Raw genomic sequence first — 24,432 nt, 5'->3', positions numbered from 1 at the left:
TCTATATTGACATCATCATGTCATTTAGGTATGTATCGATCATATCGAATTGACACCATGGATACAACATGAACGGAGCCGCGAGATGTCTCTGGTGAAGCCCATGGACGAGAAACTCCCCATTGAACGCCAGTTCGCGGTCGACGCGGCGCCAGTCCTTCCCGTCAACCTGTTCACGCTCGATGCTGCCGACGAGACCCGTCTTCTCGACGTCTGGAAGGACAATGCCGGGTTCATGATCCACGATCTTCGCCGCGCGCTTGCCTCTGCTGCCTCGACACCTGGTGCATGGGCCATCAGCCGGTGACAGGAAACGTCATGCCAAGGATCATCCATCCGGTTGCCGGGATCATGGCCATCCTGACAGTTTCGACCTTCTGGCTCTCGACGGCGATGTCGGAATTGTTCCTCTCCGGATCTGCCGTTGTGGCCGTCAAGGCGGCTATTCCGTGGGGCTTCCTGCTGCTTGTGCCGGCGCTGGCGGCGACGGGCGGTTCCGGCTTCTTCCTCTCGCAAGGGCGGCGGGAAGGGCTTGTCGGCACAAAGCTGAGACGTATGCGCTTCATTGCCGCGAACGGCCTGCTTTTGCTGATCCCGGCGGCGTTGTTCCTCGCCTCCAAGGCGTGGGCGGGCGAGTTCGATAGGATCTTCTATGTCGTGCAGGCCGTTGAGCTGATCGCCGGCGCGACGAACATCACGCTCCTCGCCTTGCAAATGCGCGACGGCATGAGGCTCACCTCGATGGAGGCGCGGGAGCTTGCTGCGGCCGGAGGCGCGCCACAAGACCGCCCCCACCGGCAAGCGGGAGATCGCGCGTGGAACGGTCGCGAAGCATGATCCATGACGCGGCGGCGCGTGGCCTTTCCCGCGACGTCACGCTCTTCTACAGCAACCGCGGCGCTGGCGATGCCGCCTTCCTGTCGAAGCCGGTGACGGGACAGGGGCGGCGGTCAGGACCGCAACTGGTCCAGCACCGCCGCCACCAGCACTGCCGGCGCATCCAGTTGCAGCAGATGGCCGGCACTGGCGACGCCGGTAAAACCGCAGCCGATCCGGTCGGCGAGCGCCCGGCCCTGATCGGCTGGCAGCCAGCGATCGTCCAGCCCCCACAGCACCTGAGCCGGGGCCCGTACCTGCCCTAGCAGCGGCGCCACCGCATCGGTGGCGGCCGGGTCCATGCGGGCGATCTGGTCATAGAACGCCCGGGCGCCATGATCGTCGCCCCAGGCATCCAGGATGTCGGCCAGGATCGCGGGCAGGATCGGCCGATGGGCGGCCTCGGCCACATAGGCCGCGACCAGCGCGCGGTGCAGATGCGCGGGCAGCCCGGCGAAGGCCGCGGCGTGATCGCGGACATGGGCCACGAAGGCCGAGCCCCAGGGCCTCAGCGCCACCGCATCGACCAGCACCAGCCTGTGCATCTCCACGCCGTCGAGCAGATGGGCGCGCAGCACCGTGGCGCCGCCGAAATCATGCCCCACCACCACCGGCGGCCGCGCCAGCCCCAGATGCGCCACCCAGTCGGCGAACACCCGGTTCTGCACATGCAATGAGATGTCGGTGCCAGCCGCGACCCGTGACTGGCCATAACCCGGCAGATCATAGACATGCACCCGTGCCCGCGCCGCCAGCGCCGGCATCACCTCGGCCCAGACGGCGGCATTGAACGGCGTGCCATGCACCAGCACCAGATCCGGCCCGTCATCGCCGAACCGGTCCCAGAACACCGGACCGATGCGATGATCGAACCGGCGGGTGAGCGGAAGAGTGCGGCGCATTGGTAACATTCCCCGACTGATGCATGCCTGACTGACCGGCACCCCGCATCCCACCACGGCCCCGGGCCCGCCGGCCAACGCCGATGGCTGATCCGGTCATCACGGATGGTGATGAAGAGACCTACGGCCGCTGCGGACGTCTTCGAATGTCTCAATGGGCATTTTCAGAACGCCGGCCGCATCAGAAATGCCCGGAACTCCGAGACGACGTCGACCGGGTCGTCGTGGGTGTCGCGACGTACCGGAGCAGCGGAACCACATTTCGGGGCTTCACGCCGAGAACCTTGCCGGCCTTGGTGGGAGTCAGGCTGCCTTCACCGAGCGTCCGTTCCACAAGACGCAACAGTGCCGTTCCAATACGGTGTTGCCTGACGGTGTAGTAGTTTGGCCCGCCATTGGCTTGGCGGTTCTCGTCGCGCTGTGTCGCCCTGCGCTGGCGCCACTCTGCCCTGAAGCGATCGGACAACGCGCGCCAGTCGGCCTCGGACAGCCGGTTGTCGCGGAACAGGCGGTAGATCACCAGAGACCGGCTGATACGGCGCTCATCGGCAAAGCTCTCGACACGGGACGCGATGTCGGCGAGATTCATCTGCCGGTCGATGGCAACCGTCGCCAGATCCGGCGCCGGCAGCAGGAATCGGCTGGCGACATCGTTGCAGAACTGTTCCACCCGGCCGTCGGCGTGCGGGCCACTGACGCCGCCGGCACCAATCCAGAGATGGGCCAGTTCATGCAGCAGCGTGAAGGACCATGCAGATTTCGCATCCTGGTCGTTGATCACGATGAAGGGGGCGACCGGGTCGGCGAGGGCGAGGCCGCGGAAGGCATCGGCATCGATGGCGGTGTGGTGGCTGCCCAGACTGCCGATCAGCAGGACGAACACACCCACGGCCTCCACCTTCGCGCGGAGGGCGTTGAATGCCGCCTCGACTTTCGGTTCGGCCCGGAAGCTGTCGGCGTCGAAACCGATCCGATGCTGGATATCGGCAACGACGGCATCCGGGCCGGCCGCGACCGACATCCCACCCACGAAAGGCAGCGGTTGGGCATCCTCGTCGTCGAGGAGCGAGCGGACCATCGACTGGCGCGCCCTGACATCGCGGATCAACGCATCGATCAGCGGCTCGGCATCGGTGTGGCGATCCGGCAGGGTGCGGAAATCCTCGCCGCGATCGCCGGTCCTGGGAGGTGCCGCCAGATAGAAGGTCAGGAGCGGCCGGTGATACAGCGTGGCCATCTTCACCAGCATTGCGCGGGATATCTCGGCCTTGCCCGCCTCCATAGCGGATAGCCGCTCACGCGCCGTGCTGCCCCGCGCGTCGCCAATCGGCAGTCGACGCGCAGCCTCGTCGACCGTGAACCCTGCGGTTTCACGTGCCCAGACGAGGATTTCGGGGGCCACGGCAGGCATAGTTGGGTCGGTCTCCATGCAGTGTGGGCGATCGGGATCGTGGATCGAGTGTAGCTGGTGGGGCGTGGCCGATCCACTGAACCATGGCGATGCCGCAACGGCGCCGGGCGGGCGTGGCGGCTGTGGCGTGCCGATCCGTTGCAGATGATGAAATGAGACATATTGCGCTGCGTGTCCGCCCACGGGCGGCGCGAACCCGCCATTCCGGCCACGCCGCACGCAGAAATATGCTGCAACGCAGAATTCCGCAGAGAACACCTATTTCAATTGTACGTTTGACCGAATCAGGAATGCGTCGTTACTCTTCTCGGATGCCGACCGCTTTTGCGGCGCCGGCGACCGGAGGGCCCTGAACAGAATGCGCGCGGCCAGGCAGCCGCCGCCGGCGGGGCCCCGGCCGGGTACACCCTGGGAGGGATGCGCAAGATGGAGCTGTTTGCCCAGCAGGTCATGAACGGTCTGGTCCTGGGCAGTGTCTACAGCCTGGTTGCCCTTGGCGTGACACTGATCTATGGCACGATGGAAATTCCGAACTTCGCCCATGGGCATCTGTACATGCTGGGCGCCTATGTCACCTTTGCCGCCGTGACCGGGCTGGACGTCCATTACTGGATCGGCATGCTGATCGCGGTGGGGGCGCTGGCGGTTGTGGGCATGGCTGTCGAGCGGCTGGCTTTCCGGCCGCTCCGCCACGCGCCGCATGTCAACATGATGATCGCGGCCGTGGGGCTGATGCTGTTCTTCGAGGCCCTGGCGCAGATCGTGTGGGGCGCCGATTTCCGGCGGTTGGCCTCGCCCTATGGCGCGGTGGTCGACCTGTGGGGCACCACGGTGACCGAACAGAAGCTGATCCTGATCGTGGCCGGCATCGCGCTGATGGCGTTGCTGTTCCTGTTCCTGAAGCGCACGCCGCTCGGCGCCGCGATCGAGGCGGTGTCGCAGGACCGGGTGGGTGCGCAACTGGTCGGTATCGATCCTGAGCGGATCTCGATGATCACCTTCGCGCTGTCGGCGGGGCTTGCGGCGGCGGCGGCGGCGCTGATCGCGCCGATCAACCTGATCTCGCCGTCGATGGGGCTGGTGGTCGGGCTGAAGGCCTTCGTGATCGTGGTCATCGGCGGCATGGGCAGCGTCGCCGGCGCCATCATCTGCGGCTATGGCCTGGCGCTCGCCGAAAGTCTGGGCGGCACCTATGTCGCCACCGGCTATCAGGATCTGATCGCCTTCGCCATTCTGGCGCTGGTGCTGACCGTGCGGCCCTCGGGCCTGTTCGCGAAGGGGGCCTGAGGCCATGGCGATCCTGGAGACGCCCGGCGCGCGGCTGTCGTCGCCCGCGGCGGGCAGCCCGGCCCATGCCGGCCCCCGGCACGCGGCACCATCGGCGGCGATCGCCGCCGCCGCGATCCGGCCGGTCAACCCGACACGGCGGCTGCTGACCCGGCTGCTGCTGCTGGGCTTTCTGGCGCTGGTGCTGGTGCTGCCGCTTCTGGTCACCAACCCCTATCACATGCAGGTGGTGCTGACCGGCTTCATCTTCGCGATCGGCGCCTATGGGCTGAACATCGCCCTTGGCTATACCGGGCTGCTGTCGCTGGGCCATGCCGGCTTCTTCGGCATCGGCGCCTATGCGGTGGCGCTGCTGACCTCGGAACAGGGCTGGTCGTTCTGGCCGGCGCTGGTGGTGGCGATTGTGATGAGCGGCGGGGCCGGCTTCATCGTCGGCAGCATCTGCCTGCGCGCCAAGGGCCATTACCTTGCCATCTTCACCCTGGCCGTCGGCATGATCATCTATCAGGTGCTGGACAAGTGGGAGAGCCTGACCAACGGCCCGATCGGCGTGGTCGGTATCCCCGGTCCCAGCCCGATCGGCCCGATCACCTTCGACAGCTTCACCGCCCGCTATTACCTGACCGCCGCCTTCCTGCTGGTCGCCATGCTGGGCGCGTGGCGGATCAGGGCGTCGCTGTTCGGCCGCACCCTGCTTGCGATCCGGATGAGCGAACCGCTGGCGGCTGCGTCGGGCGTGAACGTGATGGCGGCCAAGCGGCTGGCCTTCACCATGGCCTGCATCTATGCGGGTGTCGCCGGCGGGCTTTATGCCAGCTTCATCGGCTTCCTCGGCCCCGATATCGCGGTGGTCGAGAACACCTTCAACATGCTGCTCTATGTGCTGCTGGGCGGTATCGCGTCGGTGGCCGGGCCGCTGGTCGGCACCATGCTGGTCTATACGCTGACCCAGTTCCTTCAGGCCTTCCAGACCTATCAGATGCTGGTCTTCGGGCCGGCGCTGATCGCGCTGGTGATCTTCCTGCCCTATGGCATCACCGGGGCGGTAACCATGATCGCACGCCGGCTGTTCCCCGACGGGCCGGCCCGTCGGGGAACAGCATCGGCCGCGACGAGCGCCCCCCAGCCCAGCAGCAGGACGTGACCAGCCATGGCAGCGATACTTGAAACACGAGGACTGACCAAGGCGTTCGGCGGACTAGTCGCCGTAGGTGATGTCGACTTCACGGTCGAGGAGGGCGGCATCACCGGCATCATCGGCCCGAACGGCGCCGGCAAGTCGACCTTCTTCAACCTGATCAGCCTGTTCTATCGCTCGACATCCGGCACCATCACCTTCCGGGGCGAGGACGTGACCCGGTTGAAGACCCATGACATGCCGCCGCGCGGCATGGCGCGCACCTTCCAGACCACGCATCTGTTCTCGGAGGCGAGCGTGCTGGACAACGTGATCGTCGGCTATCGCCACCGCACCCGCGCCGGGCTGCTGGATGCGCTGGTCAACAGCCCGCGCGAGCGGCGCGAGATCGCCGAGGCCCGGCTGCGGGCGATGGAGGCGCTGGATTTCGTGGGGCTGGCCGATGTGGCGCATACCCCCGCCGGCCTGATCAGCCAGGAACAGCAGAAGCGGGCGGCCATCGCACTGGGGCTGGTCGGCGGGCCGCATCTGCTGTTGCTGGATGAACCCGCCGCCGGCATCAACCCTGAGGAGACCGACGAGCTTGGCCGGCTGATCAGGCGCATCGCCGCCGCCGGGGTCACCGTCTGCCTGATCGAGCACAAGATGAAGATGGTGATGGGGCTGTGCGACCGGATCATGGTGCTGCATCACGGCCGCAAGATTGCCGCCGGCACGCCTGATGAGGTGCGCAATGACGACGCGGTGATCACCGCCTATCTGGGGAGTGACGCCCATGCTCACGCTTGACGCGGTCTCGGTGCAGTTCGGCGCCTTTCGGGTGCTGACCGACGTCTCGATCCAGGTGGGCCAGGGCGAGTTGGTGGTGCTGCTGGGGTCGAACGGCGCCGGCAAGAGCACGCTGTTCCGCACCATCAGCGGCCTGCACCGCCCGACCCGCGGCCGGATCGTGTTCGACGGCGACGACATCGCCAGGGCGGCACCGGCGCGGATCGTGGCGCGCGGCATCGCCCATTGTCCGGAAGGCCGGCGGCTGTTCCCCGATTTGTCGGTGCACAAGAACCTGATGCTGGGCGCCTATAGCCGCCGCGACAGCGGCCAGGCGGTGGACGAGACGCTTGAATACGTGAACGCGCTGTTCCCGATCCTGGTCGAGAAGGCGGGGCAGCCGGCAGGGTCGCTGTCGGGCGGCCAGCAGCAGATGGTGGCAATCGGGCGTGCGCTGATGGGCAAGCCCCGGCTGCTGATGCTGGACGAGCCGACGCTGGGGCTGGCGCCGCTGGTGGTGCGTCAGGTGCTGGATGCGGCGGCGGAAATCTGCCGCGGCGGCACCACCGTGCTGCTGGCGGAACAGAACGCCCATGCAGCACTGGCGATCGCCGATCGCGGCTATGTGATCGAGACCGGCCATATCACCACGCAGGGCACCCGCGACCAGTTGATGTCGGATGACGAGGTCCGCCGCGCCTATGTCGGCGCCTGATCCGACGCCGGAGCCGCAGTGACAGCCAGAGCCACAGTTACAGCCAGAGCTACAGTTACAGTCTGAGAGATCCCGGCACAGAACCGGGCACCACGGGAGGGAAGACCCAATGAAGGCGATGATCGACAAACGGCGCACGCGCCGCGAGACGCTGCTGGCCGGCGCCCGGTCGGTGGCGGGGGCACTGGCGCTGGTGGCGGCGCTGTCCGGTCTGTCGACCGCGGTGACGCCGGCCATGGCGGCCGACACCGCGGTGATCGGCTATTCCGGCCCGCTGTCGGGCGGGGCGGCGCTGTATGGCCGCAATGTCCAGCGCGGCATGCAGATGGCGATCGACGATGTCAACAAGGCCGGCGGCATGGACATCAAGGGCGAGAAGGTGATGCTGGAGCTGGCATCGCTGGACGACCGCTATCTGCCCAACGAAACCGCCGTGAACGCGCAGCGCCTGGTCTATCAGAACGGCGCGCGGATCGTGTTCATTCCCCATAGCGGCGGTATTCTGGCGGCGCAGGGGTTCAACACCAGGGGGCCGCAGAGCTTCATCATCGGCGCCTATACCAGCGAGCCGGCGATTCTGAACCAGAAGAACCCGCTACAGATGATGATCCCGCCGCGCTACAACGCGCTGTTCGAGCCCTATGCGAAGGCTGCGATGGAACGGTCGGGCAAGCGGTTGGGCATGATCCCCGGCACCCATGCCTATGCCAAGGAATGGACCAAGGGCTTCAGCGCCAAGTGGAAGGAACTGGGCGGCGAGGTGCTGACCGATAACGCGGTCGATTACCGCACCACCACCGACTTCTCCAGCGCCGTCGCCAAGGCGCTGTCGGAGAAGCCCGACGTGCTGTTCATCGGCGGCCCGTCGCAGCCGACCGCGCTGATCGTGCAGGCGGCGCGCGAGCAGGGCTTCAAGGGCGGCTTCGTGATCATGGATCAGGCCAAGCCCGAGGAAATGGACAATATCGTCCCGATCGAGATGATGAACGGTCTGGTCGGTAACCTGCCGCTGGAATACTACCCAAGCAAGAACGCTCCGGCCTTCATCAAGAAGTATCAGGACACGTTCGGCGCGAACGAAGAGGCCGTGGCCGAGATCGGCCTGCCCTATACAGCGATCATGGTGTTCGTGCGCGCCATGGAACTGGCCGGCACCACCGAAGATCCCCAGGCGATCATGGCCAGGCTGGCGGAAGCCTCGGCAACCCTGCCGCCCGAGCGCAACCCTTACGAGCTGACCGGGGTCGACGACGACAACAACATGGCCAGCAGCTTTCAGATGACCGTGGTCGAGAACGGCAAATACGTGCCGTTGCCGTTCAAGTAAGCGGCGGTTGCCGCGTCTCTGATCCGGCAGGCCACGGGGGCCGATGGGGAACCATCGGCCCCCGTGGCGCATTATCGGCGATCTGCCGGGCTGTTGGCATGCGACCGACACACTATATTAACAGACAGATTATCTACGAGTGGTTGCATGCCGGACTCAACCGGCAAAAACAGAGGCGTGACGTGGAATGGATGTGGGATTTGTCGGACTGGGCCTGATGGGCCGCGCCATGGCGCGGAATACGGTGGCGGCGGGGCATCATGTGCGGGCCTGGAACCGGTCGCCGGTGATGGCATCGGCGCGCGAGGGTGTGGTGATGGTGCCCGAGGCGTCGGCCGCCTTCGAGGCGGATGTGGTGTTCACCATGCTGGCCGACGACGCGGCGATCCGCGCCGTGCTGCTCGACGAGCCGGTCCTGGAACTGGCGCGGCCGGGGGCCGTGCATGTGGTGACCTCGACCCTGTCGCTCGACATGATCGAGGAGCTGCGCGCCCATCACGAGGCGGTGGGGCTGCGCTTCGTGGCGGCGCCGGTCTTTGGCCGCCCCGACGTTGCCGAGGCCGGACAACTGGCGATCATGGCCGCCGGCGACCCGGCGGCGATCGCGATCGTGGCACCGTTGTTCGACGTCATCGGCCGGCAATACTGGGTGATGGGCGATGATCCGCGCCAGGCCGGCATCGCCAAGATCGCCGGCAACATGATGATCGCCATGGCGATCGAGGCGATGGCCGAGGCGGCGGCGCTGACCGCGGCGCACGGGCTGGATCCGGCAGTGTTCCTGGAGCTGATGCAGCAGACCCAGTTCGGCGGCAGCCGCGCCTATCAGGGCTATGGCGACAAGATCACGCGTGAGGCGTTCGAGCCCGGCTTCCGGATGGATCTGGGCCTGAAGGATCTGCGGCTGGCCACTGCCGCCGCCGAGGCCGTGGGCGCGCGCCTGCCGCAACTGGCAGCCGTGCATGACCAGATGTCGGGCGCGGTGGCGGCCGGCATGGGCGATCGCGACTGGTCGGCAGTGGCCGCCTATACGCGCAACCCCGGCTGACCCGGCCTTCCGCCGACTGGGTCAGCCGCGCCCGCGATAGGCGGCAACGCCCTGGTCGGGGATCCACAGATCGGCCGGCACCGGGCCGGTGGCCCAGAACACGTCGATCGGGATGCCGCCGCGCGGATACCAGTAGCCGCCGATGCGCAGCCATTCCGGTGCCAGCAGATCGACCAGCCGTTTGCCGATGCCGACCGTGCAGGCCTCGTGGAAATCGCCATGGTTGCGGAAGCTGCCCAGATAGAGCTTCAGCGACTTGCTTTCCACCAGCCAGTCGGCCGGCACATAGTCGATGACCAGATGGGCGAAATCGGGCTGGCCGGTGATCGGGCACAGCGAGGTGAATTCCGGGCAAGCGAAACGCACCAGATAGCGCGTGCCGGGATGCGGATTGGCCACCCGCTCCAGCACCGCCTGATCGGGGCCGGTCGGCAGTGCTGCCGCCTGTCCCAACTGGGACAGGTTGCTATAGATCGAGGGTGTGCCGGGCTGGTCGCTCATCGGTCGGGCTCCGGATGGGTAGGATCGGCTGGCGCCACCGGGGGTATGCTGCGGCCAAACGCGAAAAGCCGGCTTGAAGCCGGCTTTTTCGTGTAGGCATTCCGATGGCGTTCGGCGGGATTGGTGGAGCCGAAGGGAATCGAACCCTCGACCTCTAGAGTGCGATTCTAGCGCTCTCCCAACTGAGCTACGGCCCCGCACCCGCGCCGGGGCAGGCCTTGCGGGCTGCCTCGGTGAACGGCGCGGATATTGGCGCGGGTCTGATCGCCTGTCAAGCGCCCGTTGACGCGTTGGCGTCACAATCGACTGGCCGACCGCGCAGGCCTTGCTATACTCCGGCCGTCTCGTCCGAACGCCGCATGAAAGCTGCGGCACCCCACGTATGAGGGAGCCCCGCATGGCGCCGCTTCTCCAAGGCCTGCTCTTTCTGTTCAATGCCGCGATCGAGATCTACACCTGGATTCTGATCGCAAGCGTGATCCTGAGCTGGCTGGTGGCGTTCAACGTCGTCAACACCCGCAATCAGGTGGTCTTCATGATCGGCAGCGTCATCGAACGGATGACCGAGCCGGTTCTGCGGCCGATCCGCAATTTTCTGCCCAGTCTGGGCGGGCTGGACCTGTCGCCGCTGGTGCTGCTGCTGCTGTTGAACTTCCTGAAGATCGTGGTCAATGGCTGGCTGGCGCCGATGGCCTATGGCGCGCTGTATTGATCCGATGATCACCACCGGCACAGAGATGGATGGCGAGGGGGAGGGCCGCGGCCTTGGCCCCGCCGTGGAACGCGAAGGCCCGGCCAATGTGTCGATCTTCGTGAAGGTTCAGCCCAAGGCGCGCCGCGCCGCCATCGAACCCGCCCGCGACGACGGCCATGGCCGCCTGCGCCTGCAGGTGAAGGTGACCGCGGCGCCTGAGGACGGCAAGGCCAATGCCGCCGTGGAGCGGCTGGTGGCCGATGCTCTTGGTGTCGCCCGCAACCGCGTGCGGGTGGTGCAGGGCGTGACCGACCGCCTGAAGCGCATCGGCGTGGAGGGCGACGGCTTTGCCGATGCTGAGGCGATCGCCGCCCGCGCGCGCGGCCTCGCACCCGACAGAGCGATGCCCGACGCAGAGTGACGCCCGACGCGCCCTGATGCGGCCCGGCGCGATCATGGAACTGATGGAGACTGCCCCGATGCCTTCCGCACAACTGATCGACGGCAAGGCCGTCGCTACCGATCTGCGCGCCGCCGTGGCCGCGCGCGTGGGTGGCATGTATGCCCGCCTGGGGCTGCGCCCGGGGCTGGCGGTGGTGCTGGTCGGTGAAGACCCGGCCAGCCAGGTCTATGTCCGCAACAAGCACAAGCAGACCGAAGCCTGTGGTATGCAGAGCTTCGAACACCGCCTGTCCGCCGATACCTCTGAAGCCGATCTGCTGGCGCTGGTGGCGCGGTTGAACGCCGATGACGCGGTCGACGGCATCCTGGTGCAATTGCCGCTGCCGCGCCAGATCGATGCCCAGAAGGTGATCGAGGCGATCGATCCGGCCAAGGATGTCGATGGCTTCCACCCGATCAATGCCGGGCGGCTGGCGACCGGGCAGCCGGCGCTGGTGCCCTGCACGCCGCTGGGCTGCCTGATGCTGCTGGACCGCACGCTTGGTGCCGACATGGCAGGGCGTCATGCGGTGGTGATCGGCCGGTCGAACATCGTGGGCAAGCCGATGGCGCAGTTGCTGCTGGGCCGCGACTGCACCGTCACCATCGCCCATTCCCGCACCCGCGATCTGGCCGAGACCGTGCATGGCGCCGATATCGTGATCGCGGCGGTCGGGCGGCCGGAAATGGTGCGCGGCTTCTGGATCAAGCCTGGTGCGACCGTGATCGATGTCGGCATCAACCGGCTGCCGCCGGCGGTGGCGGGCGGCAAGGACCGGCTGGTGGGCGATGTGAATTTCGAAGAGGCCAAGGCGGTTGCCGGGCACATCACCCCGGTGCCGGGTGGCGTGGGCCCGATGACCATCGCCTGCCTGCTGTCGAACGCCCTGCAGGCGGCCTGCGCCCGGCGCGGCATCGACATGGCGACCCTCTGACCGCAAGGCGATGGGGCACGATTTGGCGCCACGCCGTCATGCCCAGTACTCGAACCCCGCATAAAGCAGCACGCCTGCGCCGATCACCGCCAGCACCACGCCGGCGCCACGCTTGATGCGCAGCGGCCAGCGCGGCGCCAGCTTGCGCCCGGCATGGGCCGCCCCCCAGGCGAGCCCCGACCACCACAGCGCGCCGCCGACGGCGATGCCGCCGAGCAGCGGGATCTTGTCGTCGGCGAAACGGCCGATGGTGGTGAACAGGGCCAGGAAGGCCGCGATCGCGGTGGGATTGACGATGGTGACGGCGAAGGTGGCCGCACAGCCCGACAGCCCGGCGACCAGCCGGTTGCGGCCCTGATAGCTGGCATTGGGCAGGGCGGTGATCTGGCCGCGATCGCGGCTGAACACGCCGGTGGCGCTGATCAGCCCCATCGTCAGCAGCAGCAGCCCCGCGAACAGTTGCAGGGGTCGTTCGAAGGCGTGGATGCGTTCCATCCAGCCCATGCCGGCAACGGCGATGCAGGCATAGACCAGATCGGCGAAGACCACACCCATGCCGGTGGCGAAGCCGACCCGCCATCCGCGGTCGAGGCTGCGTCCGATGACCATGACCGCCGCCGGCCCGACCGGGGCCGCGACCACAAGGCCGATGCCGATGCCTGCGAGGAAGCTGGCCAGAATCATGCGGTCGTCGTCCGCTCCGCCATTGCGCTTCGGTCCTTCCGGATGTCAGCCGCCCCGGGGGCTTTCCCGTGGCCGTCCTTTGGTCTATCCATTGTGGCGGCATGATGGCAAGCCGGGAAGTCACCCGCCAGGGCCGTATCGTGAGGATCCTGTGACCCAAACCCCGCAAAATGACGGCCCTGACCAACTGGTCCTGCACGATCTTGCCTGTTTTCGTGGCGACCGTCCGATCTTCCTGCATCTGGACGGCGAACTGCGCGCCGGCCATGCTCTGGTGGTGACCGGGCGCAATGGCAGCGGCAAATCCACCCTGCTCAGGATCATCGCCGGCTTCGTGCGCGCCGATGCCGGCCAGATCCTGTGGAATGGTCTGGACCGGGACGACCACGACCTGCCCTGGCGCGAGCGGCTGCAGTATCTGGGCCATCGCGACGGCATCGCCGGCGAGTTGTCGGCCGGCGCCGATCTGGGCCATTGGGCGGCGATCATGGGGGTGGCGCGCGCCGGGCGGGCCGATCGGGTGGTCGCGGCGCTGACCGCGCTCGATATCCCGCATCTGGCGGACCTGCCGGTCAGGGTGCTGTCGGCCGGCCAGCGCCGCCGGCTGGCGCTGGCGCGGCTGCTGCTGGCCCATCGCCCGCTCTGGGTGCTGGACGAACCGACGACGGCGCTGGACCGCAGCGGCAGCGCGCTGGTCGCCGGGCTGATCGGTGACCATCTGGACCGGGGCGGCATGGTGGTGACCGCCACCCATCTGCCACTCGGGTTGGGCGATCGGGCGATCGGGCTGGATATCGAGGAGGCGGCGCCATGAGCGATCCGATGGCGCCCGGACCGTCCGGGGCGACACCGGGTCTGGGGCGGACCCTGCTTGCGGTGCTGCGCCGCGACCTCGCGCGCACCGCCGGCCGGTCGGGCGATGTGGTGGCGGTGCTGGCCTTCTTCGTGGTGGCGGCGACCCTGTTCCCACTGGGGGTGGGGCCGGGGCCGCAGGTTCTGTCGCGGATCGCATCGGGGGTGGTCTGGGCCTCGGCGCTGCTGGCGGTGCTGCTGTCGCTGGACCGGCTGTTCGATACCGACCGCAATGACGGCGCGTTAGAGGCCCTGGCGCTGGCCCCTGCGCCGCTGGCACTGGTGGTGGTGGCGAAGGTGGTGGCTCACTGGCTGACGACCGGCCTGCCGCTGATCGTGGCGGCGCCGGTGGTGGCGATCATGTTGCAGATCGACAGCGCGGTTCTTGGCACGTTGATGCTGTCGCTGGCGGTTGGCACCCCCGCGCTGTCGCTGATCGGCGCGATCGGGGCGGCGCTGACCCTGGGCGCCAGGCGTGGCGCCGCCCTGATGCCATTGCTGCTGTTGCCGCTGTATGTGCCGGTGCTGATCTTCGGCGTCGGCGCGGTGGAGGCGGCGGCAAACGGCCTGCCCACTGGCCCGCATCTGATGCTGCTGGGGGCCGGATCGGTGCTGGCGCTGGCGCTGGCGCCGCTGGCGGCGGCGGCGGGCCTGCGGGCGGCACTGGACTGATCGGGCCCGACGGGCGAAGATGACCGACTGACCATGCGGACCGGCGCGTCCGATCGTCGCGCAGTCCCGGGCGGGATTGACAGGGGCGCCGAAAGCGGGCACCTCCTCGACCGGCGGCCGATGATCGCCAGCCCGTCCGTGTGACAACCACCTGTCCGTGTGGCGACCACCCGAGTTATCGTTTCCTCCAGCCGGCGGGGTGCCGTTCCCGATGCACCGCTATGCCAACCCAACCCTTTTCGGCCGCATCATCGACCGGGTGCGCGGGCCCGCGACCCTGGCCGGGCTGGCGCTGATCGCGGTCGGCCTGTATCTTGGCCTGTTCGTGGCGCCGCCCGACTACCAGCAGGGCGAAAGCTTCCGGATCATGTATGTGCATGTGCCGGCAGCCTGGATGTCGATGTTCGCCTATGCGGGGCTGGCGGTGTCCAGCGCCGTCTATCTGATCTGGCGCCATGGCGTCGCCGATGTGGCGGCCAAGGCGATCGCGCCGGCGGGGGCCGCTTTCACCGCCATCGCCCTGGTCAGCGGCGCGCTGTGGGGGCAGCCGATGTGGGGCACCTGGTGGGTGTGGGACGCGCGCCTGACATCGGTGCTGCTGCTGTTCTTCCTGTATCTGGGCTATATGGTGCTGCGCGATGCCTTCGACAGCCCCGAGCGCGGCGCCAGGGCGGCCGGCATCCTGGCGGTGGTGGGCGTGGTCAACCTGCCGATCATCAAGTTTTCCGTCGACTGGTGGAACACGCTGCACCAGCCGGCGACGATCTCGAAGCTCGACGCGCCGTCGATCCATCCCAGCATGCTGTGGCCGTTGCTGCTGATGGCGCTGGGCTTCACGCTGCTGTTCGTTGGCATCGTCTGCCTGCGGGCGCGGGCCGAACTGCTGGAACGACGGGCGCGCACGATCGAAATGCAGGCGGCGCTGGGCGGCGAGTGACCGGTGACAATTCGCATGCCGGTTCCGCGACATAGCAACGCAATCATCCGCTTGCACTGGACGACCGGGCGGTTGCGGCACTATCTACAGGGCCATAGGGGTGCCATGACGCGGCCAGACCGCCTCCGGGCGGTTGCCATGGTCTTGAACCGGGCGCATATGGCGGCCACACCCGATCTCCTGGGGATCCGACGGCGGTGAACGACCTCGACACCTTCTTCGCCATGGGCGGCTATGCCGCCTTTGTCTGGCCATCCTTCGGCTTTGCGCTGGTGGTGCTGGCGGGGCTGTGGCTGCACAGTCGCGCGGCCGTCCGGCGCGCCGAGGCGCGGCTGGCGCGGCTGGAGGCGCTGGGCCTTGGCCGTGGCCGACGGCGTCGCGCGCGGGCCGGCGCGCCCTCGCCCACGGCGCATGAGCGCCGCCCCCATGACGATGGAGCCGCCGACGATGTCGCCCGCGCCTGACCGGTCCGCCAGCGCCGACCTGCCGCCCCGGCGGCCGGTCTCCGGCACGCCGCCCCGCCGCTTCACCCGCAAGCGCCGGCGCATGTATGCATTGGGCGGCATCCTGGCCCTGGTGGCCGTGGCGCTGGCCCTGGTGCTGGGCGCGTTCCGCGACAATCTGCTGTTCTTCTACAGCCCCAGCGACATCATCGCCAAACAGGTGGAACCCGGTACGCGATTGCGGGTGGGGGGTCTTGTGGAGGCCGGCAGTGTCGCCCGCGGCCCCGGCACCAATGTCGCCTTCGTCGTTACCGATGGCGCGGAAACCCTGACCATCCGCTATGACGGCCTGCTGCCCGACCTGTTCCGCGAGGGGCAGGGCATCGTCGCCGAAGGCCGGTTCGAGCCCGATGGCACGGTCACGGCCGAACAGGTGCTGGCCAAGCATGACGAGACCTATATGCCGCCCGAGGTGGTGGACGCCATGAAGCGCGCCGGCACCTGGAAGGGCGACGGCGCCGCGGCTGGCGATCACCAGGGCCTGATGAAGCCGGCTGATGGCGAGGCACCCCGATGATAGCCGAACTGGGTCATTATCTGCTGGTCCTGGCGCTGGCCATGGCGCTGGTTCAGGCCGTGGTGCCGCTGATCGGTGCCGCGCGCGGCGACGCGGCGCTGATGGCCGCCGGTCGTGGCGCCGCCATGGCCCAGATGCTGGCGATCGGCGCGGCTTTCGCCTGCCTGACCGTGGCCTTCGTCACCAGCGATTTCTCGGTGCTGCTGGTGGCATCGAACTCTCATACCGCCAAGCCGCTGCTCTACAAGATCACCGGCGTCTGGGGCAATCATGAAGGGTCGCTGCTGCTGTGGGCGCTGATCCTCAGCCTGTATGGCGGCGCGGTGGCGCTGTTCGGCCGCAACCTGCCGCCGACCCTCAGGGCGCGGGTGCTGTCGGTTCAGGGCATGATCGCGATCGGCTTCCTGCTGTTCATGCTGCTGACCTCGAACCCGTTCGAGCGGCTGATGCCGCCGCCGGCGGAAGGTCGCGACCTGAACCCGCTGCTTCAGGATCCGGGCCTCGCCTTCCATCCGCCCTTCCTGTATCTGGGCTATGTCGGCTTCTCGATCGCCTTCGCCTTCGCCATCGCGGCCCTGATCGAGGGCCGGGTCGATGCCGCCTGGGCGCGCTGGGTGCGCCCCTGGACGCTGGCCGCCTGGGTTTTCCTGACCATCGGCATCGCGCTGGGGTCGTGGTGGGCCTATTACGAACTGGGCTGGGGCGGCTGGTGGTTCTGGGATCCGGTCGAGAACGCCTCGCTGATGCCCTGGATGGCGGGAACCGCCCTGCTGCATTCGGCGATCGTGGTGGAAAAGCGCGACACGCTGAAGTCGTGGACCATCCTGCTTGCCATCCTGACCTTCTCGCTCAGCCTGCTTGGCACCTTCATCGTGCGCTCGGGCGTCATCACCTCGGTGCATGCCTTTGCGAGCGACCCGACGCGCGGTGTGTTCGTGCTGGTGTTCATGTGTGTGGTGGTCGGCGGGGGGCTGGCGCTCTATGCCTGGCGGGCGCCGGCGCTGAAGCCCGGCGGGCTGTTCGCGCCGGTCAGCCGCGAAAGCGGGCTCGTGGTCAACAATCTGCTGCTGGCGGCGCTGGCCGCGACCGTGCTGATCGGTACGCTGTATCCGCTGTTCCTGGATGCCTTCGCCGGCACCAAGGTGACGGTGGGCCCGCCGTTTTTCGACGCCACCGTGGTGCCGCTGGCCGTACCGCTGCTGATCGTGGCCGGGATGGGACCGTCGCTGGCCTGGAAGCGCGGTGATCTTGGCGCCGTGTTGCAGCGCCTGCGCTTCGCCATGGTCGCGGCCCTGCTGGCGGCGGCGGCCGGCTTCGCGATCGGCGGCTTCGGCGTGGATGGCGCGCTGGGCGCCTTGGGCATGATGCTGGGCGTATGGCTGGTGGCGGCGAGCCTGACCGATATCGTTGAGCGGGTGTGGTCGCGCCGTGGTGGCGGGGGACGTGGCGGCGCCTGGCGGCGGGCACGTGGCCTGCCGCGATCGGCCTGGGGGACGGCGATTGCCCATTGCGGTGTCGGTATCCTGGTGCTGGGCATCACCGGCGCCTCGATCTGGCAGTCGGAGCGCACCGTGACCCTGGCGCCGGGAGATCGCGCCGAGATTGGCGGCCGGACGCTGGAATTCCGTGGCGTCAGCCAGCAGCCTGGGCCGAATTACCGCAGCACCATGGCCGATCTGCGGCTGATATCCGGTGGCAGCACAGTCGATGGCGCCATGATCGGCGGCCGGGTGGTCGGCAAGCTGACGCCTGAAATCCGCTTCTACCCCACCCAGGGCACCACGACGACCGAGGCGGCGATCCGCACCAACGGCGTCACCGACGTTTATGTGGCGCTGGCCGGTGCCGAGCCGGTGGACGGCAAATGGAGCTTCCGGCTGTACCACAACCCGCTCACGCCCTGGATCTGGGCCGGGGCGCTGGTCATGGCCGCCGGCGGCATGGTATCGCTGAGCGACCGGCGCCTGAGAGTGGGCGCGCCACGGCGCGCCCGCAACCCGGCCCCCGGCACCGTTCCCGCCGAGTGAGCTGCTGACAGATGCTGCGACGCCTGATCTATGTGCTGCCGGTGCTGGTGTTCGTGGCCCTGGCGGCCGTGTTCATGACCGGATTGGAGCTCGACCCGCGCGCGGTGCCGTCGGGGCGGATCGACAAGCCGGTGCCGGCCTTCGACCTGCCGCCGATCGAGGGCCGCGATGAGGGCCTCGCGGCCGCGGATCTGGCCGACGGCCGGCCGGTGCTGGTGAATTTCTTTGCCTCGTGGTGTGTGCCCTGCCTGGCGGAACACCCGCAGCTGATGAAGATGGCGCGGGAGGACGGCGTGCGGATCGTGGGCGTGAATTACAAGGACCGGCCCGAGGATGCCCGGCGCTGGCTGGATCGTCACGGCGACCCTTACGCGCAGATCGGCGCCGATCTGGATGGCCGCACCGGCATCGAATTCGGCATCTCGGGCGTGCCCGAGACCTTCGTCATCGATGGTCGCGGGCATATCATCGCCCAGCATATCGGGGTGCTGACCGCCGAGGCGCTGGAGACGCGTATCCGGCCATTGCTGCGCGAGGCGGCGGAATGAGCGGGGTGGGCCACAGGCGGTACCGCGTCTTGATCGTTTGCGTCGCCGCCCTGTTGGCGGCCCCGGTGCTGCTGCCGGCCGCCAGCCCGGTGGCGCTGGCCCAGCAGACCGATGCGCCCTCGCCGCGCGTGCCCCAGGCGATGCCGGCGCCGGGCAGTGTGGCGCCGGGGCCGTTGAGCCGACCCGAGGCACCGCTGGCCGATCCGGCCGAAGAGCGTCGGGCGCGCGAGATTTCCAAGGAACTGCGCTGTCTGGTCTGCCAGAACCAGTCGATCGAGGACAGCAACGCCGAACTTGCCCGCGACCTGCGCCAGATCGTGCGCGAGCAGGTGGCCGAGGGCCGCAGCCGCGATCAGATCCTGGCATTCATGGTGGAGCGGTATGGCGACTGGGTGCTGATGCGCCCGCCGGTGAAGCCCACCACCTATCTGCTGTGGGCGGCGCCGGCGCTGGTGCTGCTGGCCGGTGCGGTGATCGTGATCGCCTTCATCCGCCGCCAGCGCCGCGCTTATGCGGCCAAGGCGGCCGAGGATGGCTTTGCACGGCCGCTGGATGACGACGAGGCCTGGCGACTGGCCCGGCTGATGGATGATGGCACGCCGGTTCCGGCGGACCTGCCGGCCGCGGGTGACGCCTCCGCCAGGGACGTGGACGTGGTCGATGCGCCCCTGACCGACGCGCCCGTCGACGCCGCGCCTGTCGACGATGTGCCCGCCGTGGATGAGGAACCGGTTGCCGACAAGCCCGCCGCCGCCGACGAACCCGCCGGTCGTGACGATACGCCTGAGGATAGAGAGCCCCGTTGATGATATCCGGCATCTGGTTCTGGGCGGCGATCGCGCTTGCCACCCTGATCTGCCTGACCGTGCTTCTGCTGCCGGTGCTGAAGGGGCGTGCGCGTGAGCGCGGTGCGGCCCGGCTGGGCGATATCGCGATCTATCGAGACCAGCTTGCCGAGGTGGAGCGCGAGCTTGCATCGGGCCGGCTGACCGCCGAGGAGGCCATCGCCGCCCGGCTGGAGATCCAGCGCCGGTTGCTGGCGGCGGATGGCGCGCGTGGTGCGCAGCCCCATCATGTCGCCTCGGGCTCGAAGGAGCGCCGCCGCGCCAACCGGTTGTCGGCAATTCTGATCGTGGTGGTGCCGCTGGTCGCGGTCGGCCTGTATGTCCGGATCGGCAATCCGGGCCTGCCAGACCAGCCGGCCGGTGCCCGCCCGGTTGCGGCGGCCGGCAGCGATGCCGATCTGGCGCGGCTGGCCGAGGAATTGTCGACCCGTCTTGAGACTGCCGACAGCGAGGATCCGCGCGGCTGGACCCTGCTTGGCCGGTCGCTGACCAGCCTTGGCCGCCATGATGAGGCGGCACGCGCCTTCGCCCGCGCCCTGGCGCTGACCCCTGACGATGTCGATCTGCTGACCAGCGCCGCCGCCGCCGAGGTGATCGCGGTGGGCGGGCAGGTGGACGAACATGCCCGTGTGCTGTTCGAACGCGCGGTCTCGATCGATCCCGACAATGCGGCGGCGCGCTATTATCTGGGACTGGCCGACGCCCAGGGCGGACGGATCGAGGCGGCGCTGGAACGCTGGGTGGCGCTCGCCGCCGACACCCCCGCCAATGCCCCCTGGCGGCCCGAGCTTGAACGCCAGATCCGCCGCGCCGCCGGCGATCTGGGCCGGCCGCTGGCCGGGCTGATGCCCGAGGCGTGGCAGGAGGGTGATGGCACCGCCACCGCCGGGGGCCGTGGCGAGGGCATGGCCGTGCCGCCGGCACAGGCCGAGATGATCCGCGGCATGGTCGAGGGGCTGGCGGCCCGGCTGTCCGATGCGCCGGAAGACCCGGAAGGCTGGCTGCGGCTGGCACGATCCTATGCGGTGCTGGGCGATCCGGCGGCGAGCCGCGCGGCCCTGGTGCGCGGCGCCGAGGCCAATCCGCGGGTGATGGATATCCAGCTGGCACTGATGCAGGCCCGGCTGGAACCGGCGGATGATGCCGCGATGGACCCCAGGATCCCGGCGGCGGCACGCGATGCCCGCAAGCGCGCGCTGGACATGGCGCCCGATCACGAGATGGCATTGTGGCTGGGTGGGCAGGTCCATCTGCGCGATGGCGAGCCGGCCGCGGCCCGGGATCTTTGGCAGCGCCTGCTGGACCGCCTGCCGGCCGACAGCCCCGACCGGGCCGCCGTCGAGCGGCAGCTATCGGCACTGCCGGCACCGGAGCCATCGAGCGATTGAGGATGACCGCCGCCTGATGACAGCCCGGCCGATCGGCCGGTTCCCATACGCAGCCGGGGCCGTCATAATCCTGTCTTGAAACGACCGGTGCCGCCTGTTGGGGTGGGATGGCACCGGTTTATGCTGGCAGCGAGGGGGCCGCATGACGCAGTCGGAGGCAGCAGGACGGGCACAATGGGCACTGGAGGTGGAGCGCCTTCATAAACGGTTCGGCGATCTGGAGGTCGTGAAGGGGGTGTCACTTCAGGCGGCCGAAGGCGATGTGATTTCGATCATCGGCAGCAGCGGATCGGGCAAGAGCACGTTCCTGCGCTGTATCAACATGCTGGAAATGCCGGATGCCGGTGAGGTGCGGGTGGATGGGGAGCCGATCCGTCTGAAGCCCCGGCGGGGTGGCGGCATGGAGCCGCAGGATCCGCGCCAGCTCGACCGTATCCGCGCGCGCCTGGGCATGGTGTTCCAGAGCTTCAACCTGTGGCCGCACCTGACCGTGCTGGAAAACCTGACGGAGGCGCCGATCCATGTGCTGCGCCGGCCGCGGGCCGAGGCGGTGGACACGGCGCGCAAGCTGCTGGACAAGGTCGGCATCGGCGACAAACGCGATCATTATCCGGCGGAATTGTCGGGCGGGCAGCAGCAGCGGGCGGCAATTGCCCGGGCGCTGGCCATGGACCCCCGGGTGATGCTGTTCGACGAGCCGACCTCGGCACTGGACCCTGAACTGGTCGGTGAGGTGCTGCGGGTGATCCGCGGGCTTGCCGAAGAAGGCCGCACCATGCTGATCGTGACCCATGAAATGGGCTTCGCGCGGGAGGTCTCGAGCCGGGTTGCGTTCTTCGACCAGGGCGTGATCGCCGAGGATGGTCCACCGTCGCAGGTGTTCGAGAACCCGGTCAGCGACCGATGCCGGCAGTTTCTTGCCAGTCGGTTGCACTGAGCCGGGGACGGGCAGTTCCGCCGCGGCGCCATTCGATGTTATCCTGCATGTATTCGTTGAAAACTGATCACGTAGCGCGTGCTACGATAACGCGCTGGACTTTCGCTCTTCAAGAAGCGGATAGCTGGCCCAAAAAAAACCGACGATCGGCAGGGGGAGATTGAGACGATGATGGTGCCTTCCGAGGACGCGGCCAACCAGCATGACCTGGAGCTGTTTCACTTCGCGTTCCGATTTCTGATCGAGGAGCCGGACCGCATCCTGGCTGAACGCGGCTTGAACCGGTCGCATCACCGGATCCTGTTCTTTGTGGCGCATGGTGGCCCGGACATGACCCTGACCGACCTGCTCGACAAGCTGAAAGTGTCCCGCCAGGCGCTGCACCGTCCGATGCGCCAGTTGCTCGACCAGAATCTGGTGGCGTTGAGCCCGGTGCCGTCGAACCGGCGGATGCTGAACGTGACCCTGAACCCGGAGGGCGCGGCATTGGAGGCGCGGCTCTCGGCGCTTCAGACCGCCTATCTCGACAGTGCCTTCCAGGCCGCGGGCGAGGGGGCGGCCGATGCCTGGCGCCGGGTGATGGCGGTGCTGGCTGCCGAGCCGCCCAAGATCGAAGACGCCGACAGTTTTTCGATGCGCAATGGCGGCCGGCCGCTGATCGGCAACATGCCGCGGCGGGCGATGCCGTGATCGCCGTGACGGTCGATGACGTTTTGTCGTTGAACAGCCCCTCGCCTCGCGGGTTTACTAAGGCGTAACATCGCCGTGCCCGGAACGCGCCAATGGTGCCGCATGCGCGGCAGCCGACGCGACAGGGGGGACCAAGTGCCGGTTCGGGGGAGCCGGCGCCGGTTCGTGACCCCGGCGTTCCGCGGGCATGGGCGTCATCGACCTTGAGGGAGACCGACACGTGGGCATGTTCCGCATCCTGACCGCAGCCGTCATTGGCCTGGGGCTGGCCTCCGGCGCCGCCGCGGCCGCCGAGATGACCAAAATCCGCATCGCCAACGAAGGGGCCTATCCTCCGTTCAATTTCGTCAACGATCAGGGCAAGCTCGACGGGTTCGACGTCGATATCACCAATGCGCTCTGTGAGAAGATGCAGGCTGATTGCGAGCTCATCACCCAGGATTGGGACGGCATCATTCCGGGGCTGCTTGCCAACAAGTACGATGCGATCATCTCGGCGATGTCGATCACCGACGAACGCAAGCAGTCGGTGGATTTCTCGGACAAGTACGCTCTGTCGGCCGGGCAGTTCGTGGCGCCGAAGGACAAGACCTATGATGATGTGTCGCCCAAGGCGCTGGCTGGCAAGGTGATCGCGGTCCAGCGCTCGACCACCCATGTCACCTTCCTGGAAGACAACTACAAGGATAGCGATATCCGGCTTTACGACACACAGGATCAGGCCAATCTGGACCTGGCGGCGGGGCGGGCCGATCTGACCCTGGCCGATCAGCCGGTTCTGGGCGACTGGCTGAAGACCCCGGACGGACAGGGATATCATTTCGTCGCGGGGCCGGTCGCCGATCCGAAATGGTATGGCGAGGGCATCGGGGTCGCGGTCCGCAAGGGCAATGACGATCTGGTGGCGAAGTTCAACGAGGCGATCGCCGCCATCCGCGCCGACGGCACGTTCAAGACCATCAACGACAAATGGTTCAACTTCGATATCTATGGCGAGTGATCCACGCGCGGTCGGGGGGTGTGCCATTGGCGCGACTCCTGACCGCTGCCAACCGACGGTCGCCATCTGATGTTCGATTTCAAAGGCTATGGCGGGCTGCTGATCGAGGGTGCGTTGATCACCCTTGCTCTGATCCCGCCGTCGCTGGCGCTTGGCCTGCTGCTCGGCATGGCCGGCGCGCTGGCGAAATCCAGCCGGTCGCGGGTGCTGCGCGGCATCGGCCAAGCCTATACCACCATCATCCGGGGCATCCCTGAACTGCTGGTGGTGCTGTTCGTGTTCTTTGCCCTGCCGGTGCTGGTCAACAATGTGCTGGCGATGACCGGCAGCGACGCCCAGGTGACCATCGGCCCGTTCGTGGCCGGTGTCACCGCGCTGGGTCTCGCCTATGGCGCCTATGCGACCGAGGTGTTGCGCGGCGCGCTGGGCGCCCTGCCCAAAGGCCAGATCGAGGCGGCGCGCGCGCTGGGGATGAGCCCGGCGCTCGCCTTCCGGCGCATCGTGCTGCCGCAGGTCTGGCGGCTGGCCCTGCCGGGACTGGGCAATCTGCTGCTGGTGATGATGAAAGACACCTCGCTGGTGTCGGTGGTGGCCCTGGACGAGCTGATGCGCAAGGCCCATGTCGCGGCGGGTGCGACGCGTGAGCCGTTCACCTTCTTCTTCGCGGCGGCGCTGATCTATCTGTTCTTCACCCTGATCGCCGAGATCGGCATCGCGCGCCTGGAATACTGGGCGGCGCGGGGCACCGGCCGCCGGCCGGGTGGTGTGCCCAAAGCCGGGAGGGCCTGA

At 67.9% G+C, this 24,432-nt stretch carries 28 protein-coding genes and 1 tRNA gene; 24 read left to right on the top strand and 5 right to left on the bottom strand.

What is annotated here, in order from left to right; genetic code table 11:
- The first annotated feature begins 85 nt into the window (after window positions 1–85).
- The gene (locus tag IEW15_RS07095; protein ID WP_188576221.1) at window positions 86–307 is read left to right on the top strand and encodes a hypothetical protein; all 222 of its coding nucleotides are present in this window, start codon (window positions 86–88) and stop codon (window positions 305–307) included.
- An 11-nt stretch (window positions 308–318) separates the two neighbouring features.
- Entirely contained in the window at window positions 319–837 is a 519-nt protein-coding gene (locus IEW15_RS07090) for a hypothetical protein (RefSeq protein ID WP_229707883.1), read from the top strand.
- 113 nt (window positions 838–950) lie between these two features.
- Here IEW15_RS07090 and IEW15_RS07085 read toward each other — a convergent pair whose 3' ends face one another.
- Both IEW15_RS07085 and IEW15_RS07080 read right to left on the bottom strand, forming a co-directional pair.
- Window positions 951–1,778, bottom strand: coding sequence for an alpha/beta fold hydrolase (locus tag IEW15_RS07085; RefSeq protein WP_188576218.1), 828 nt, complete (start codon window positions 1,776–1,778; stop codon window positions 951–953).
- Window positions 1,779–1,959: 181 nt separating this feature from the next.
- Entirely contained in the window at window positions 1,960–3,189 is a 1,230-nt protein-coding gene (locus tag IEW15_RS07080) for an ImmA/IrrE family metallo-endopeptidase (RefSeq protein ID WP_188576216.1), read from the bottom strand.
- A gap of 426 nt (window positions 3,190–3,615) precedes the next feature.
- On the opposite strand from IEW15_RS07080, the gene IEW15_RS07075 reads away from it, so the two are divergent.
- From IEW15_RS07075 to IEW15_RS07050, 6 genes are all read left to right on the top strand, one after another.
- The gene (locus IEW15_RS07075; RefSeq protein ID WP_188576215.1) at window positions 3,616–4,476 is read left to right on the top strand and encodes a branched-chain amino acid ABC transporter permease; all 861 of its coding nucleotides are present in this window, start codon (window positions 3,616–3,618) and stop codon (window positions 4,474–4,476) included.
- Window positions 4,477–4,480: 4 nt separating this feature from the next.
- Window positions 4,481–5,620: a branched-chain amino acid ABC transporter permease gene (locus tag IEW15_RS07070; RefSeq protein WP_188576213.1), complete on the top strand. Its 1,140-nt coding sequence runs from the start codon at window positions 4,481–4,483 to the stop codon at window positions 5,618–5,620.
- A 6-nt stretch (window positions 5,621–5,626) separates the two neighbouring features.
- On the top strand, window positions 5,627–6,403 hold the full coding sequence (locus IEW15_RS07065) for an ABC transporter ATP-binding protein (RefSeq protein ID WP_188576211.1): 777 nt from the start codon (window positions 5,627–5,629) through the stop codon (window positions 6,401–6,403).
- Window positions 6,390–7,097, top strand: a complete 708-nt coding sequence (locus IEW15_RS07060) for an ABC transporter ATP-binding protein (protein ID WP_188576209.1) — start codon at window positions 6,390–6,392, stop codon at window positions 7,095–7,097. Before IEW15_RS07065 ends, IEW15_RS07060 begins: the two co-directional genes overlap by 14 nt.
- Before the next feature lie 109 nt (window positions 7,098–7,206).
- Entirely contained in the window at window positions 7,207–8,424 is a 1,218-nt protein-coding gene (locus tag IEW15_RS07055) for an ABC transporter substrate-binding protein (protein WP_188576207.1), read from the top strand.
- A 187-nt stretch (window positions 8,425–8,611) separates the two neighbouring features.
- The gene (locus IEW15_RS07050; RefSeq protein WP_188576204.1) at window positions 8,612–9,472 is read left to right on the top strand and encodes an NAD(P)-dependent oxidoreductase; all 861 of its coding nucleotides are present in this window, start codon (window positions 8,612–8,614) and stop codon (window positions 9,470–9,472) included.
- Window positions 9,473–9,493: 21 nt separating this feature from the next.
- Here IEW15_RS07050 and queF read toward each other — a convergent pair whose 3' ends face one another.
- Both queF and IEW15_RS07040 read right to left on the bottom strand, forming a co-directional pair.
- Window positions 9,494–9,973 (bottom strand): preQ(1) synthase, encoded by a 480-nt coding sequence (queF, locus tag IEW15_RS07045; RefSeq protein WP_188576202.1) that lies wholly within the window; start codon window positions 9,971–9,973, stop codon window positions 9,494–9,496.
- A gap of 121 nt (window positions 9,974–10,094) precedes the next feature.
- Window positions 10,095–10,170: transfer RNA gene (locus tag IEW15_RS07040), tRNA-Ala, on the bottom strand.
- A 200-nt stretch (window positions 10,171–10,370) separates the two neighbouring features.
- Here IEW15_RS07040 and IEW15_RS07035 point away from each other — a divergent pair.
- The 3 genes from IEW15_RS07035 to folD are packed head-to-tail and all read left to right on the top strand — an operon-like array spanning window position 10,371 to window position 12,043.
- Complete coding sequence (locus tag IEW15_RS07035; RefSeq protein ID WP_188576200.1) at window positions 10,371–10,685, top strand: YggT family protein; 315 nt, start codon at window positions 10,371–10,373, stop codon at window positions 10,683–10,685.
- The gene (locus IEW15_RS07030; protein WP_188576197.1) at window positions 10,669–11,088 is read left to right on the top strand and encodes a DUF167 domain-containing protein; all 420 of its coding nucleotides are present in this window, start codon (window positions 10,669–10,671) and stop codon (window positions 11,086–11,088) included. Before IEW15_RS07035 ends, IEW15_RS07030 begins: the two co-directional genes overlap by 17 nt.
- Before the next feature lie 43 nt (window positions 11,089–11,131).
- Window positions 11,132–12,043 carry a bifunctional methylenetetrahydrofolate dehydrogenase/methenyltetrahydrofolate cyclohydrolase FolD gene (gene folD / locus IEW15_RS07025; RefSeq protein ID WP_188576195.1) on the top strand — a complete coding sequence of 304 codons (912 nt, stop codon included), beginning with the start codon at window positions 11,132–11,134 and terminating at the stop codon, window positions 12,041–12,043.
- Window positions 12,044–12,079: 36 nt separating this feature from the next.
- On the opposite strand, the gene IEW15_RS07020 is transcribed toward folD, so the two are convergent.
- Window positions 12,080–12,727: a LysE family translocator gene (locus tag IEW15_RS07020; RefSeq protein ID WP_188576193.1), complete on the bottom strand. Its 648-nt coding sequence runs from the start codon at window positions 12,725–12,727 to the stop codon at window positions 12,080–12,082.
- Window positions 12,728–12,878: 151 nt separating this feature from the next.
- Here IEW15_RS07020 and ccmA point away from each other — a divergent pair, with 151 nt between their 5' ends.
- From ccmA to IEW15_RS06955, 13 genes are all read left to right on the top strand, one after another.
- On the top strand, window positions 12,879–13,541 hold the full coding sequence (gene ccmA / locus IEW15_RS07015; RefSeq protein ID WP_229707881.1) for a heme ABC exporter ATP-binding protein CcmA: 663 nt from the start codon (window positions 12,879–12,881) through the stop codon (window positions 13,539–13,541).
- Window positions 13,538–14,251, top strand: a complete 714-nt coding sequence (gene ccmB / locus IEW15_RS07010; RefSeq protein WP_229707880.1) for a heme exporter protein CcmB — start codon at window positions 13,538–13,540, stop codon at window positions 14,249–14,251. Before ccmA ends, ccmB begins: the two co-directional genes overlap by 4 nt.
- Window positions 14,252–14,462: 211 nt before the next feature.
- Entirely contained in the window at window positions 14,463–15,188 is a 726-nt protein-coding gene (locus IEW15_RS07005) for a heme ABC transporter permease (protein WP_188576189.1), read from the top strand.
- 197 nt (window positions 15,189–15,385) lie between these two features.
- Window positions 15,386–15,652 (top strand): heme exporter protein CcmD, encoded by a 267-nt coding sequence (ccmD, locus tag IEW15_RS07000; protein WP_229707879.1) that lies wholly within the window; start codon window positions 15,386–15,388, stop codon window positions 15,650–15,652.
- Window positions 15,636–16,208 (top strand): cytochrome c maturation protein CcmE, encoded by a 573-nt coding sequence (gene ccmE, locus IEW15_RS06995; protein WP_188576188.1) that lies wholly within the window; start codon window positions 15,636–15,638, stop codon window positions 16,206–16,208. The genes ccmD and ccmE overlap by 17 nt, the downstream gene beginning before the upstream one ends.
- Window positions 16,205–18,235: a heme lyase CcmF/NrfE family subunit gene (locus tag IEW15_RS06990; protein WP_188576186.1), complete on the top strand. Its 2,031-nt coding sequence runs from the start codon at window positions 16,205–16,207 to the stop codon at window positions 18,233–18,235. Before ccmE ends, IEW15_RS06990 begins: the two co-directional genes overlap by 4 nt.
- 11 nt (window positions 18,236–18,246) lie before the next feature.
- Window positions 18,247–18,783 (top strand): DsbE family thiol:disulfide interchange protein, encoded by a 537-nt coding sequence (locus IEW15_RS06985; RefSeq protein ID WP_188576185.1) that lies wholly within the window; start codon window positions 18,247–18,249, stop codon window positions 18,781–18,783.
- Between the two features lie 29 nt (window positions 18,784–18,812).
- On the top strand, window positions 18,813–19,589 hold the full coding sequence (locus IEW15_RS06980) for a cytochrome c-type biogenesis protein (RefSeq protein WP_229707878.1): 777 nt from the start codon (window positions 18,813–18,815) through the stop codon (window positions 19,587–19,589).
- Window positions 19,589–21,016 (top strand): c-type cytochrome biogenesis protein CcmI, encoded by a 1,428-nt coding sequence (gene ccmI, locus IEW15_RS06975; protein WP_229707890.1) that lies wholly within the window; start codon window positions 19,589–19,591, stop codon window positions 21,014–21,016. Before IEW15_RS06980 ends, ccmI begins: the two co-directional genes overlap by 1 nt.
- Before the next feature lie 142 nt (window positions 21,017–21,158).
- Entirely contained in the window at window positions 21,159–21,953 is a 795-nt protein-coding gene (locus tag IEW15_RS06970; RefSeq protein ID WP_188576180.1) for an ABC transporter ATP-binding protein, read from the top strand.
- 168 nt (window positions 21,954–22,121) lie between these two features.
- Window positions 22,122–22,643 (top strand): MarR family winged helix-turn-helix transcriptional regulator, encoded by a 522-nt coding sequence (locus IEW15_RS06965; protein ID WP_188576178.1) that lies wholly within the window; start codon window positions 22,122–22,124, stop codon window positions 22,641–22,643.
- Window positions 22,644–22,869: 226 nt separating this feature from the next.
- Window positions 22,870–23,643, top strand: a complete 774-nt coding sequence (locus tag IEW15_RS06960; protein ID WP_188576176.1) for a lysine/arginine/ornithine ABC transporter substrate-binding protein — start codon at window positions 22,870–22,872, stop codon at window positions 23,641–23,643.
- A gap of 69 nt (window positions 23,644–23,712) precedes the next feature.
- The gene (locus IEW15_RS06955) at window positions 23,713–24,432 is read left to right on the top strand and encodes an ABC transporter permease (protein WP_229707877.1); all 720 of its coding nucleotides are present in this window, start codon (window positions 23,713–23,715) and stop codon (window positions 24,430–24,432) included.

Source organism: Tistrella bauzanensis, assembly GCF_014636235.1.
Taxonomy (GTDB): domain Bacteria; phylum Pseudomonadota; class Alphaproteobacteria; order Tistrellales; family Tistrellaceae; genus Tistrella; species Tistrella bauzanensis.
Note: the sequence above shows the minus strand (reverse complement) of the source record. Positions and strands in the feature narration are given on the sequence as shown.